Source organism: Sphingobium scionense, from assembly GCF_014197035.1.
GTDB classification, from domain to species: domain Bacteria; phylum Pseudomonadota; class Alphaproteobacteria; order Sphingomonadales; family Sphingomonadaceae; genus Sphingobium; species Sphingobium scionense.
In genome coordinates this window covers 1-13,353 of the sequence record NZ_JACIEU010000004.1, presented here as the reverse complement: position 1 = coordinate 13,353, position 13,353 = coordinate 1, and the positions used below count along the sequence as shown (strand labels likewise).

Here is a 13,353-nt window from a genome sequence, read left to right as displayed (position 1 = left end):
CCGCAATCTGATTGTCGATGAATGCGTTTTTCTTCGACACAAGATCGGCCGACGAACACCTCTTTCACGTGGACATGCTTCGACAATTTCCCAGTCCATGCTGAACGCATGGAGGTACCTGTTCCGGCGGGTGTCCGCCTTGCATTAAGCTCGCCCTAGTCGCATCCGCAACGCCGTTTAGAGCAGGGTAAAAATGCCTTGAAATTTTGGCCGTTTCCGACCCCGCCAGGGCGGAAGTTCAGCGAACTAAAGTGGCTCCCCGAGTAGGATTCGAACCTACGGCCATTCGATTAACAGTCGAATGCTCTACCGCTGAGCTATCGGGGAGCAGCCCCGCTTGCGCCGGGCAGGCCGCGCATATGCAGCGGCTTGTCCCAAATGGCAAGCTCTGTTGTCGGCGCAGTGCAAATAAATTCCTCGCTACAAAAAATTGGGCTTTATGAATAAGATGCAGCTCACTTGTCGCCGATATGGACGGCTAGCCAGATCGTGGGATCATCGCTGTAGGTAACGCGGTGGGCGACGCCGGCGGGTATCAGCAAATGATCGCCTGCCTGAAGGTGATGGTGGCCCATACCGTCCAGTTCCAATTCTGCGCTTCCTGAGAGCAACAAGACCCATTCGTCCCATGCCTGGAAATAGGGGTGCTCAGCAGGGGTGATATGACCGTGCGAAATGATCCGTTCGATTCTCACGCCCGGACGCTGCAACAATTCTTCGAAGCGCTCGTCGTCCGTAGAGGTGTCCGGTATATTAAGCAGATTGGTGGACGTTGAAATGGGAATGTTCATCAATGCATCATGCTTGATGATCGATAGAAAGATATAGGAATTTGTCTGTGCAGCCATGCTGCGCGATCACCGGATGGTGATGGCTCCCATTTCAGGATACGTCTAAAACAATTTTGCTTTTCGCGTCCGACGAGGCCAGGAAAACCCTATCACGTTTTCGTGCTTTAGCAAGAAGGTCCTCGTACCCGCAGTCCGGCGAGGCTGGAATCTTCGCTTCCGATGCGCCGCTTCTGCCTATAAGAGAGCCCACGGGCGGCATTCGGAAGCGCGAGCGTGATCGCGCTGAGCGGGTCAGGTCGGAAGGCAGCCCGAAGCCATCTTTGAAGGAACGCGCTGTTGCCTTTGCTCGAGAACGAGGTGTGATTCGAACGAAGGATCTCACCAGCATCGGCATCCCCCGCTGCTATCTCTCCCCAATGTGCGACGAGGGCTTACTTGTGCGGGTAGGCTATGGCCGCTACATAGTAGCATCCCAATAGCGTCGCCTCAGAGTTACGGGAAATCGTAGCGAGTCAAGAGGGCATTCTCACTGTAATCAATCTCCTTCCAAACGTAAAGAGGAGCTCATCCGGGGGCGGTCCAGATGAGAGCGGATGAAGTAAGCCCACGACTGCTTTGCGCGTCTCATCGCGTTCGGTGAACGGCGATCACAGACCAGAGAAGATCAGTGGCGGTAGTCCCCGCGATGGCAGCGCCAACTCACGTCCGAGTGGAAGGCGGGGGCTGCCAGCGGCTTGCTCGTTCAGCCATTTGTGGACGGCGGATACTTGGTCCGGTGTCACCTCCCCGGAACTGCTTTGGTATCAGGGACGATCCCTCAAGCTCTTATAGGTAGCGGGCGTGGGCGCAGGACCCTGTTGTAGCGCCTTGCAATTTGCATTAGTCGGCCCGGCGACGCGGCGATCGAGGTCGGTTAAACGGCTCTAGTATCGTTTCATGCCACGGACAAGCCAACCGCGCCTCCGCCGATACGGAATCGCAAGTCAGACGGGCTATTAGCCGCCATAGCGAGCCTCGAGCAGATCAATCTCGCGAATCAGCTTGCGTGAAAGTTCGCTGCCCAGCTCTCCATGGCGCGTTCGCCTGAAAATTTCCGCCCTCTCAGCCTTGAGGGCCGCCAGACCCAGTTCACGTTCGATCTGTTCGAGAATCCGCTCGGTCGCGATCGTCTCAGCATCGCCTCGGCGACTTTCGATGCGCTGCCGATAGGTGTCCATGATGCGGGAAGCCGCAGCGACATAGAGGTCTGCATCCGACCGTCCCTCAGCGCGCGCATGCTCGATGCGCTCGACTGCGGCGATTGCCGCCTCGGCCGCGGCGACGCGCGCCGCGTTCTCCTCGGCCTGATGAGAGGGTTCAGCCGGCATCTGCAGGCCGTTGAGCAGTAACGGAAGCCCGATGCTGGCAACGATCAGCGAGACTATGATCACGCCCATCGCGAGGAATATCGCAAGGTCGCGCGCGGGGAAGGGGGAGCCGTCACCCATAGCCAGAGGCAGCGTGAGCACACCGGCCAGCGTGATCGCGCCGCGCACACCGGCGAACGACATGGCGGCGACGACCCGCCAGTTTGGACTCTGCTTCCATTGGCCGACGCGGAACAGGGTGAGACGGAACGAAAGCCAGACCCACAGGAAACGCAGTCCAGCAAGGCCGATGTTGATGGCGACCACATAGATCGCCAGCCACCATGGCTCATGATGGCCGGTCGTGCGCACGGTTTCGGCGGCGTTCGCAAGGATAACCGGAAGCTGCTCGCCAAGAAGAACGAAGATGATGCCGTTCGCCGTGAACTGGATCGTGTCCCACACGGTGCTGCGCCGGATGCGGGTTGTCGCCTCGATCTCACCCGTCCGTTCGACGAAGCCCATGGTCAGACCCGCCGCGACGGCGGCCAGGATGCCGGAACAATGGAGATGCTCGGCCACGAGATAGGAAGCGAACGGGATCAAAAGGCTGATCAGGATCTGGGAGCCGCCCTCCTCGCCATAGTGCCGGCTGATCCAGGTCTTTGTGCGGGCGATAGCCCAGGTGACGCCCGTGCCCACGGCGACGCCACCAAATGCCACCCACAGGAAGTTGAAGGCGGCATCCTGGATCGAGAAGGCGCCGGTCAGCGCGGCCGCGATCGCGAAGCGCAGGCAGACCAAGCCCGACGCATCGTTGAGCAGGGACTCGCCCTCGAGGATGTGCATCATGCGTTTAGGGATCGGCACGCGCTTGGCGATGGCTGAGACCGCAATCGGGTCAGTCGGCGAAACAACGGCTGCGAGAGCGAAAGCGACCGCCAGCGGCATGGATGGGATCATCCAGTTTATGAACAGGCCCATGCCCAGGACAGTGAACACGACGAGGCCGAGGGCCAGCTCGAGGATGGTCTTGCCGTCCTTGAACAATTCTTCCCGAGGGATGCGCCACCCGTCGAGAAACAGCAGCGGCGGAAGGAACAGGAGGAAGAAGATTTCGGGATCGAGCGTAACCCGCCAGTCCGCTGCGAGGCCGATGCCGGCGCCAAGAGCGATCTGGAAGAGGGGGCGGGGGAAAGGCAGCGGCAACACCCGGGACAGGATGCCGCTCAGTATGACTGCGAGCAGCAGCAGAAGAATGATCGAGATGGTCTCCAAGGCCCCAACGGCTCCTTCAACAATGGTTTCTGCGTTCCAATAGTCCATGAGACTAGATTGGGTCGCCGGCTTGCACATCCCTCAGGTCCGAAGGGCGATCTCCGCAAAACTTGCCCTCGTGGATGAATGACGCACCGATCCGCCCGAGTGCGCAGCGCAGCGCGCCATTTTCCGGGAAGCGGATCTCGGCCAGCTCAATTGCCCTCTGCAGAAACTTAGCATGAAGCTGCTTGCGGATTTCAACGCTGTGGGTTGCTGCGTCAAGCTGGTTGAAGGCGTTGATCACGGATCGTTCGATCATGCCGTTCGCGAGCCGAACCGCCTCGGCATTGTTTCTGCTAACCCGGCATCCTGTCAATCCTCAACGTTCATCGCGCATCGACTCCACAGTTCCAAGCCATTTTCCCAAAGGCGTACAAAGCGGGGCAATCAGTCACGATGCATATAGCTTCTATCTGCCGGTGAGCCGGATCATCCTCGCGACAAGCGATCGCGGTTGAGCGGAAGGCAGCCTGCGGCGACCGGCCGATAGCCCACACCAGGCTCGGTCAGCAGGAGGCGTGGATCCGACGATCTTCTTCGATCTTCCGCTGCAGCAGGCCGATATAGATCCGCAGATATTGTTTGTCGGTGGTCTCCTGACCCCAGCCGGCTGCAAGCAGTCGCTTGTGGGTGAGATCTGGCCGGCGCTGCGCGCGAGAACGGTGAGCAGGTCATATTCCTTCGGACAGGGCCTCACCTGCTCATTGCACAATGTCATACTACGATCGGATCGGATGAATTCACGTCGCACGTCTTTTCGCTGATACTCGGTCTTTGCCATGGATTGCCTTAGTCCTCATCAAAAGGACGCCGTTATCATGTGTGCGGACGCCAGATTGAGGAGACTACGTATTGCGCCTGACATGGGGCCAGACCGCATATCCCCTGTCATCCAAAGGGGCGAGGCGATGAACGAGACACAAACCGAAGTGCATGGTGGCAGTTGCTGCCGTGGCCATGAACCGGAGAAAGCGGGGCCGATCATCGACCCGGTTTGTGGCATGGCCGTCGATCCGGCAATCACCGTGCATCATGCCGCCCACGGTGGAGGAACGTACCATTTCTGCAGCGCGGGCTGCCGGACGAGATTCCTTACCGATCCGCAGCGATATATCGGGTCGTCTGTGCCATCGGTCCGGGTCGCCGAAGGGACGATCTGGACGTGCCCCATGCACCCGGAAATTCGGCAGGACCATCCCGGCGCCTGTCCGATCTGCGGCATGACGCTCGAGCCTGCAACTGTGAGCGCCGACAGCGGCCCCAGCAATGAGCTGGTCGACATGACCCGGCGCTTCTGGATCGGCCTCATCCTCGCTCTGCCTGTATTCATCCTCGAGATGGGCGGCCATATCTTCCCAGCTGTCCATCATATCGTGCCGATGTCTGTGTCGATCTGGATCCAGTTCGCGCTTGCGACGCCGGTCGTGCTTTGGGCTGGCTGGCCTTTCTTCGAGCGGGGCTGGGCGTCAATCCAGACGCGCAATCTCAATATGTTCACCCTGATCGCCATGGGGACTGGCGTCGCCTGGGGCTACAGCGTTGTCGCGACGCTCGCCCCGCAGGTCTTTCCGCCGGCATTCCGCAACGCCGACGGCATGGTCGCCGTCTATTTCGAGGCGGCGGCGGTTATCACCGTGCTCGTGTTGCTCGGACAGGTGCTCGAATTGCGCGCGCGAGAACGCACATCCGGCGCGATCAAGGCATTGCTCAATCTCGCGCCCAGGACCGCGCGGCGCATCGGCGCCGACGGCAACGAGGAGGAAGTCAGCCTCGATCTCGTGGCAGTCGGCGACCGCCTGCGCGTGCGCCCAGGCGAGAAAGTGCCCGTCGATGGCGTCGTCGAAGACGGCCGCTCATCGCTCGATGAATCCATGGTGACCGGCGAGTCCATGCCCGTCACCAAGGCGAAAGCGGACAACGTCATTGGCGGCACGCTCAACCAGACCGGCGCGCTCGTGATCGTTGCGGACAAGGTCGGTCGCGACACGGTTCTGGCGCGGATCGTCCAAATGGTTGCCGAGGCACAACGCTCACGCGCGCCGATCCAGCGCATGGCGGATCAGGTCGCGGGCTGGTTCGTGCCGGTGGTGATCGGCATTGCGGTCGCAGCGTTCATCGCATGGAGCATCTGGGGGCCAGAACCGCGCTTCGCCTACGGGCTGGTGGCTGCCGTCGCCGTGCTCATCATCGCCTGTCCCTGCGCGCTCGGCCTGGCGACGCCGATGTCGATCATGGTCGGCGTCGGCCGGGGCGCGGGGCTCGGAGTTCTGATCAAGAATGCCGAGGCGCTTGAGCATATGGAGAAGGTCGACACGCTTGTGGTCGACAAGACCGGCACGCTCACGGAAGGACGACCGGCGGTTACGCAGATCGTACCGGCAGCAGGGTTCGACGAGGCCGAGCTGTTGCGACTTGCCGCGTCTGTTGAGCGGGTATCGGAGCATCCATTGGCCCTCGCGATCGTCGAGGCCGCAAAGGCGCGCGGGCTCTCGACAAGCGAGGTCGGGGATTTTGATTCCCCGAGCGGACGCGGCGCGCTTGGTACCGTCGATGGCCGTCGGATCGTCCTCGGCAACGCCCGCTTCCTTGGCGGCGAGGGAATTGCGACTGATACGCTGGCTGAACAGGCCGACACGCTTCGGCGCGACGGTGCCACCGCGATTTTCATTGGCATCGACGGCAAGGTCGGCGGCGCGTTCGCGATCGCCGACCCTGTCAAGCAGACGACGCCCGAGGCCCTGACCGCGCTCAAGGCCGAGGGCATTCGGGTCGTCATGCTGACGGGCGACAACCGCACGACCGCCGAGGCGGTCGCGAGGCGGCTCGGGATCGATAAGGTCGAGGCCGAGGTCCTGCCGGACCAGAAGAGCGCCGTAATCGCCAGGCTCAAGCGTGAAGGCCGGGTGGTTGCCATGGCCGGCGACGGCGTCAACGATGCGCCGGCCCTGGCCGCCGCCGATGTCGGCATCGCCATGGGGTCGGGCACCGACGTCGCTATCGAGAGCGCGGGCATCACGTTGCTGAAAGGCGATCTCACCGGCATCGTCCGTGCCAGGCGGCTGAGCCAGGCGACCATGTCCAACATCCGGCAGAACCTGGTGTTCGCCTTTATCTACAATGCGGCAGGCGTGCCGGTCGCGGCGGGTGCGCTCTACCCGCTGTTCGGCGTGCTCCTCTCGCCGATGATCGCGGCGGCTGCGATGGCGCTGTCTTCGGTGAGCGTGATCACCAACGCGCTGCGCCTCAACCGGCAATTGCTGTGACCATTGTCCAGGCATCTAGGATCTTCGCTGAGCGCTGCCACCGCTGTGCGTGGCCGGTTCGTAGGATGATCGGTGACACGATCGTCGGTCGAGGCACGGGAAGCAGCCTGTTGTAAGATGTCATCGAGACCGCCCGCGGATCTCCGGTCGTTGGCAGACCTTCCGCGTTACTCCTTAATTGGTAGGCGCTTTTGGCGATTGCCAAGTTCGGCGGCGAAGGCGATGCGTAGGACATCGGACAGAGTTCTGGCCCCGAGCTTGAGCATCAAGCCGGCGCGGAGGATTTCCACCGTTCGCGACGAGACTCCCAGCTTATAGGCGATGATCTTGTTGGGGGAGCCATCGGCAAGTCCTTCCAGCACTGTCTGTTCGCGCCTGGTCAGTGCTGCGATCTTGGACAACGCTACGGCCTGTTCGGCAGCACGCGCAGCTGTGTTTTCAAGCTGGGCAAAGGCCCGGTCAATCGCTGCCATGAGCACGGCCTTCTCTATGGGCTTCGCCAGAAAATCCACGGCGCCGGCTCTCATTGCCTGCACCGCCCGAGCAATGTCGCCGCTCGCGGTGAGGATGACCACAGGCATCACGATTTTTCGCTTCGCAAGCGCCTTCTGCACCTGGAGACCGTCAATATCCGGCATATGCAGGTCGAGGATCACACAGCCGGTTACCGCCTCGTCCACCATTTCGAGGAAGTCGGTTCCCGATGCGTAGCTGTGCACCGCAAAGCCCGACATACGCAGCATGAATCCTGCCGATTTGCGAATAGCCTCCTCATCATCGACGAGGTGTATGACGCGCTTGTCCCCCATAGCTCTCCAGACAAAGGATCAGGATACGGCGTCCAGCTGAGCGCCGACTTCATGGGGGCCTCTTGAGCAGGTTGGACCATGGTCCAAGGTCAAGAGGGTATATCCGCTCTTGTGCTTATATGTGGCTGCCGAACCAGCAATCGGGGTTTCCCTTATAGCGGGAGGGCGGAACGTCGTGGACTAGATGCACCGGGCTTGCAGCTTGTGCGTGCTCGAGGCCGGGAAGTCGATCATGCGCAGGCTGGGCTGGCTGAAGAAACTGTATAATTCACACGTTGCAAGGAGACAGACGCCATGACCGGTTCTAATCCGCCCCACAGCATTTTGTTGGCCACCGATCTCAGTCATAGATGCGACCGGGCCCTGGACCGCGCCGTTCAACTCGCACAGCAGTGGAACGCGAAGCTTTTGGTGGTTCACGCGGTCGAGAAAGAGGTCGACGAAAGCTATAGCTTGCATTCAACCTACGATGTTCCTTCCTGGCGCAGACCGGCCGACCCGGTCCGGGCGGTTCGCGATCGTCTTTATCAGGACCTGCTACACGAAGGACATGGGTTGGACATCGACATCCATGTCGAGACAGGCGACCCTGTCGAAATCATATTCAGGGCGGCCGCCCGTGCGCAATGCGATCTCATCATTACTGGTGTGGCGCGTGATGAGACACTGGGCCGGCTTATACTGGGAAGCACGGTCAATCATCTCGCACGCAAAACGACTGTCCCGCTGCTGATCGTGCGTGATCGCCCGTTCCGCCCCTATGACCGTCTTCTCGTCGCCACAGACTTCTCGCCATCTGCCCGCGTTGCGCTCGAGACCTGCATCAGCTTCTTCCCCGCCGCCTCGATCACCCTGTTTCACGCCTATGACGTGCCTTTCGCCGGCTATCTTGGCCGGTCTGAGGTCGAACGGGAATTCGAGACATATGGGGTCGAGGCATCGAACAAGTTTCTTCAGGAGGCCGGTATGGTCCCGCATGCGGCGAACCGGGTCGTACGGCTCATTGAACATGGCGTTCCCGAGGGGCTGTTGCGTGATTATTCGCGCAAGTCGCAGCGACATCTAACGGTTGTCGGTAGTCATGGCGGCGGCGTGGTCTACAATGCGCTGATCGGCAGCACTGCCCGCAAGATCATCGATGCGGTTCCTGGAGACGTTCTGTTGGTGCCCGACCCGGGTAAACGGAGGACATGACCGCTGTGGACCGATGGGCTGCGTGAGCTGGTTGTCGTTGCCCTTGGCTGCGCCGCAGCCCTGACCGAACTGCTGGCAGGTGTCGAGATGGTACGCGCGGCGGAAGCGCGCTAGGCGGTAGGCTCGGCATATCGCCAGTCGTTATAGGTTTCACGATCGCCGTAACAGGTTCGAGCGCCCTGGACTTGCGGCTGGGATCGACGCTGCGCTTCAGGGTAATGGCCTCTCTCGCAGGCGGCGACTTCGCAGGCGCTAACACCGTGAGCATTCTGCTCATCCTGCGGCTCAGCGCTGTGATCTGGCCGCTGGGTGTCCGCCGTCAGTTCCAATGGTGCAGATTTGAGGTAGTGATCGAAGTAGGGCGGGAGCTTCATCGCAATGGCGAGCGAGTCGATGAGTGCGCGTCCGCATAAAATTGCTGAATGCGAGCGGCAGGCGTGACATCGCCCGTTCCAACTATGGGAGATGTCGGTCGAGAACATGCCTGTCAGCGCCGTAGTCCCGGCTCTGAAACGCATCCCATCCCGCTTGCGGAGCAGCCCGAATGTCCAAGGATGACGTATCTAGAATCCGGCTGGCAATTTGGATCCCATCATTTCTTTACGGTCGAATCTGCGACCATCCGCCACGAATGTGCCATCGCCGATGGCATGGATCATCCGCTTCTCCTCACGGGTTTCGTCGATATAGGCTGCAACACCTTGCAGCACGACAATGCTGTGGCGCTCGACAATATCGATGACCTTGCATTCGATGTTGGCGAGGCATTCGAGAATAAGAGGTGCCCCGATATGTCTGGCATTAACGGGGGTCAGGGCGAACCGGTCGAACTTGTCGACATTCTTACCGGAGCAGGTGCCAATAGCGACAGCGGTGTCAATCATGTCGACGGTGGGGATTGCGATAACGCATTCCCTTCTCTCCACGAGCGCGCGATAACTGTGGTTCCAGGGCCCTGTGGTGACGGCGAAGGTGGCAGAGAAGTCCATCACCATGGTCCAGGTGATAGTCATCACGTTGTTCCTTTGACCATCATTGGTCGTGATAAGGACAACGGGACCGGGTTCGATTAGAGTGAAGGCCTTTCCGAGATCTAGATCATCCATAAGCACCTCGAGTCAGCGTTGGATATGTTATCGCATCGGCGTGCCGAACCAAGCCCGTGGAGGAGCGCGGCTTGTGTGAGAGAAAGAGGCTGAGGTCGTATCGTGCGAAAAAAGAGTGGCTTCCCATCAGCCGGCCGATAGGCGGCTTGAGCCGTTTCGTCGGATGATGTTTTCGCCGAACGCTGGCTTTAAGCGACAATCATTAGGGCGCGATAAATATCAGCCTCGCCAGCCCGGTCGAGGCTATGCGGCTGTTGAGGCGTGCGTTCACAGTGCTCCAGAGTTGGCCGCCGCGATCGTTCGACTGACCTCGACGCGGATGGCCTCCGGGAGTTGCTGGGCGTCGAGATTGAGGAAGCCCTGGACGATAAGATCCCTGGCCGCGTCCTCGCTCATCCCGCTTGCCATCAGGTAGGAAAGCTTGGCCTGGTCTATCATGCCGATGGAGGCCTCATGCGAGAGCTGCGCCTGGGCACTGCGGGCTCGGAGCGCCGGCACCGACAGAATCTCGCCCTCGTCGCTGAGCTTGAGTCCGTTGCAGCCAAGGAAACCCTTCGTGTCTCGTCCTTCGCCAACCAGAGTGGTGCGATTGGTGATGGTGCCGCCGCCGGTTACCATGCGTGCGATGCTCTCCGAGCGCGCGTTGACGCCCTTGAGATGGATCTCGCTTTCCATGACGCGCCCGGTGCCGGCCGGCGCGAAGATGACCGACTGGTCGTTCGAGACGCCGCCGTCCTCGATGACAGTTCGGCTCTGCGAATAGTGATGCTTGACCGGAGAGACCTGGATGTTGCTTTCAATGACGCGGGCGTTCGTTCCGACATGGGTGCGCGCGTAACTATGAACTTCCATAGCCGGCCCCCAATGTTCAATGGATACGGAGCGGCAAGTCGCGCCTTCCCGGAGATAGGTCTCGGAGATTGAAAGATGGTGTCCGGCGTGAACCGAAGGCGGCACTGCGGATCCCGAGATCATTTCGACCTCGGCACCTTCCTCGATGACGGTGATGTTGTGATGGAACTGCCGGCCTTGCGGCGTCTCGAGCAGCGTGAAAACCTGGACGGGGAGTCGTACTTTGGCGCCCTTGCGGACGCGGATGAAGTGACCGACAGGGGCGTGGCGGCTTTCAGCGGCCTGGGCGACATGATCATTCTCGGTCGGGTTGATGAGCTTGAACATGAGGTCTTGCACCCAGTCGTAGCGTGTCAGCGCGTCCTTGAGAGGAAGGATTTCGACATCCGGGTCATTGACCGCAATATGGCGGACATCCTGATCCACCAGCACGCAGGTTGCGCTGTGCTCGCCTTCGATGCTGTAGCCGACGGGCGCCAGCTGTTGCTTTTCTTCCGGAGTGATATCGGCGCCAAGAAGAGTGGCCATGGGAATACCTTCCTTCAGATGGTTTGCGAAACGTTTGCGGTGACCGGCGGCATTGAGTAGCCGTGCGCCTTGATATGGCTGAACAGGGTACGCGGGTCTGCAGATCCGACGATCCGACCGTCGACCATCAGATGTCCGACATCGGCATGGATATAATCGAGAATGAAGCCGGTGTGGGTGATGACCAGCGCGGTGCGTTGCGGATCGGCCGGTGTATCCGCTCCCAGCAACCTGTCGATCGCTTTGCCTACGGCGGCGATATGCTCAAGGTCGACCCCGCTCTCCGGCTCGTCGAAAAGGCTCAGATCTGGACGCTTGAGGAGGAGCTTCAGGATTTCCCATCGTTTGATCTCGCCGCCCGAGAACCCGGCATTGACATCACGCTCGGCAAAACCGTTGAAATCGAGCGCCGAAGCCTCCGATTCCAGTAGCGCCGAGGATCCGATCGCCGCCGTGAACGCCTCGACCGTGACGCCTTCCAGGGCCGGCGGCCGCTGGAACGACATGCCGAGGCCCATCTGCGCGCGTTTGTCCACCGGGAGTGCGTCGATGCGCTGACCCTTGAACCAGATCTCCCCGCTCGTGACGCGATAGGGTGCAAGACCCATGATCGTCGCAAGAAGCGATGATTTGCCCGATCCGTTCGGGCCGAACAGCACATGCGTTTCGCCGATCGGGATGCTAAGATTTACCCCGTGAATGACTGGCGAGCCGTCGGCTTCCACGTGCAGATCGCGGATGTCTAGAAGGGGGGTGGTCAACGCTGAGGCTCCTTTGTGCATTCAAGCTCTCACGTCGCCTGCTGCTGGAACATCTGTAAGGTTACGTAGTCCCTCGCGGGGCCAGCCAAGGGCAGGCTGAGGCGCACGGAATGAACTCGCCTGTGGACATGCGCCAACTAAAATCATAGCGTGCGCCGGCCTTTTCCGATCTTGATCGTGAGGAAAAGGTCGCAAGTGGCGCGTTGAACATAGGCTCTCGGCTTCGGTCGGGCGGCCTGCGAAATAAAAGACCTTCGGGGAATACGCGGGGCGCGTTTTCCTATGTTTGCGCGCGATCAACTGTCCGCCGTCAGCACCAATGGCACAGATTTGAGGTTGTGATTTAAGGAGGATCTGGGCTTCGTCGTAGTGACGAAGGAACGAAGATGAAGCCCAGATCCTCCAATGTAAAATCGCCCGCCAAGGCCCCAGCAGAGCGGGTAGTGAAGGACATCCGCCGACAGACCCGGCGCCACTTTTCGGCCGAGGACAAGATCCGCATCGTGCTGGATGGCCTGCGCGGGGAAGACAGCATCGCCGAGCTATGCCGCAAGGAAGGCATTGCCCAGAGCCTGTATTACACCTGGTCGAAGGAGTTCATGGAAGCTGGCAAGCGCCGCCTGGCCGGCGACACCGCCCGTGCCGCGACCACCGGAGAGGTCCAGGACCTGCGCCGCGAAGCCCGGGCCCTGAAGGAATGCGTGGCCGATCTGACACTGGAAAACCGTCTGCTCAAAAAAAGCATGGTCGCGGATGGGGGCAACGACGAATGAGATATCCCGCATCCGAGAAGCTCGAGATCATCAGAACCGTCGAGCAGTCGCACCTGTCGGCCAAGCGCACGCTGGACCAACTCGGCATCCCTCGTCGGACATTCTACCGCTGGTATGATCGCTACCTCGAAGGCGGGCCGGAGGCGTTGGAAGATCGGCCATCGGCGCCGAGCCGGGTGTGGAACCGCATCCCGGCGGGCATCCACGACCAGATCATCGAGCTGGCGCTGGAACAGTCTGAGCTGAGCCCCCGGGAACTGGCCGTGCGCTTCACCGATGGGCAGCGCTACTTCGTGTCGGAATCCACGGTTTACCGCCTGTTGAAGGCCCGCGACCTGATCACCAGCCCGGCCTATGTCGTGATCAAGGCTGCCGATCAGTTCCACACGAAAACCACGCGGCCGAACGAGATGTGGCAGACCGACTTCACCTACTTCAAGATCATCGGGTGGGGCTGGATGTATCTGTCGACCGTGCTCGACGACTTCTCGCGCTACATCATCGCCTGGAAGCTGTGCACCAACATGCGAGCCGAGGACGTCACCGACACGCTGGACCTCGCCCTGGCGGCTTCTGGTTGCGACAGCGCCACGGTGCTGCACAAACCCCG

11 protein-coding genes, 1 tRNA gene and 1 pseudogene are annotated in these 13,353 nt (G+C 60.6%); 5 read left to right on the top strand and 8 right to left on the bottom strand.

The features are described 5' to 3' along the window. Window positions 1-252: 252 nt before the first annotated feature. Window positions 253-327 (bottom strand) — tRNA-Asn (locus GGQ90_RS05245). A 128-nt stretch (window positions 328-455) separates the two neighbouring features. Further along, window positions 456-848 carry a cupin domain-containing protein gene (locus GGQ90_RS05240; protein ID WP_246428138.1) on the bottom strand — a complete coding sequence of 131 codons (393 nt, stop codon included), beginning with the start codon at window positions 846-848 and terminating at the stop codon, window positions 456-458. Between the two features lie 56 nt (window positions 849-904). On the opposite strand from GGQ90_RS05240, the gene GGQ90_RS29815 reads away from it, so the two are divergent. After that, entirely contained in the window at window positions 905-1,270 is a 366-nt protein-coding gene (locus GGQ90_RS29815; RefSeq protein WP_343053547.1) for a type IV toxin-antitoxin system AbiEi family antitoxin domain-containing protein, read from the top strand. Window positions 1,271-1,786: 516 nt separating this feature from the next. On the opposite strand, the gene GGQ90_RS05230 is transcribed toward GGQ90_RS29815, so the two are convergent. Continuing rightward, window positions 1,787-3,415 carry a Na+/H+ antiporter gene (locus GGQ90_RS05230; RefSeq protein WP_159365922.1) on the bottom strand — a complete coding sequence of 543 codons (1,629 nt, stop codon included), beginning with the start codon at window positions 3,413-3,415 and terminating at the stop codon, window positions 1,787-1,789. Window positions 3,416-3,467: 52 nt separating this feature from the next. Further along, the gene (locus tag GGQ90_RS05225) at window positions 3,468-3,716 is read right to left on the bottom strand and encodes a hypothetical protein (protein WP_048577492.1); all 249 of its coding nucleotides are present in this window, start codon (window positions 3,714-3,716) and stop codon (window positions 3,468-3,470) included. Window positions 3,717-4,365: 649 nt separating this feature from the next. Between GGQ90_RS05225 and GGQ90_RS05220 the strand changes: the two genes are divergently transcribed. Continuing rightward, window positions 4,366-6,720, top strand: coding sequence for a heavy metal translocating P-type ATPase (locus GGQ90_RS05220; protein WP_188081166.1), 2,355 nt, complete (start codon window positions 4,366-4,368; stop codon window positions 6,718-6,720). A 167-nt stretch (window positions 6,721-6,887) separates the two neighbouring features. On the opposite strand, the gene GGQ90_RS05215 is transcribed toward GGQ90_RS05220, so the two are convergent. Continuing rightward, window positions 6,888-7,529 carry a response regulator transcription factor gene (locus GGQ90_RS05215; RefSeq protein ID WP_159365924.1) on the bottom strand — a complete coding sequence of 214 codons (642 nt, stop codon included), beginning with the start codon at window positions 7,527-7,529 and terminating at the stop codon, window positions 6,888-6,890. A 294-nt stretch (window positions 7,530-7,823) separates the two neighbouring features. Between GGQ90_RS05215 and GGQ90_RS05210 the strand changes: the two genes are divergently transcribed. After that, window positions 7,824-8,723 carry a universal stress protein gene (locus GGQ90_RS05210; RefSeq protein ID WP_159365925.1) on the top strand — a complete coding sequence of 300 codons (900 nt, stop codon included), beginning with the start codon at window positions 7,824-7,826 and terminating at the stop codon, window positions 8,721-8,723. Window positions 8,724-8,770: 47 nt separating this feature from the next. After that, window positions 8,771-9,136 (top strand): hypothetical protein, encoded by a 366-nt coding sequence (locus tag GGQ90_RS29985; protein ID WP_380765459.1) that lies wholly within the window; start codon window positions 8,771-8,773, stop codon window positions 9,134-9,136. Between the two features lie 150 nt (window positions 9,137-9,286). On the opposite strand, the gene GGQ90_RS05200 is transcribed toward GGQ90_RS29985, so the two are convergent. The 3 genes from GGQ90_RS05200 to GGQ90_RS05190 form a co-directional block, all read right to left on the bottom strand. Beyond that, a complete protein-coding gene (locus GGQ90_RS05200; RefSeq protein ID WP_048577485.1) occupies window positions 9,287-9,829 on the bottom strand; it encodes a flavin reductase family protein in 543 nt (180 codons plus the stop codon). A gap of 267 nt (window positions 9,830-10,096) precedes the next feature. Beyond that, window positions 10,097-11,209, bottom strand: coding sequence for a SufD family Fe-S cluster assembly protein (locus GGQ90_RS05195; protein ID WP_159365928.1), 1,113 nt, complete (start codon window positions 11,207-11,209; stop codon window positions 10,097-10,099). 14 nt (window positions 11,210-11,223) lie between these two features. Then, complete coding sequence (locus tag GGQ90_RS05190) at window positions 11,224-11,970, bottom strand: ABC transporter ATP-binding protein (RefSeq protein ID WP_159365929.1); 747 nt, start codon at window positions 11,968-11,970, stop codon at window positions 11,224-11,226. Window positions 11,971-12,356: 386 nt separating this feature from the next. On the opposite strand from GGQ90_RS05190, the pseudogene GGQ90_RS05185 reads away from it, so the two are divergent. After that, window positions 12,357-13,353, top strand: a pseudogene (locus GGQ90_RS05185) (IS3 family transposase); the annotation flags it as partial.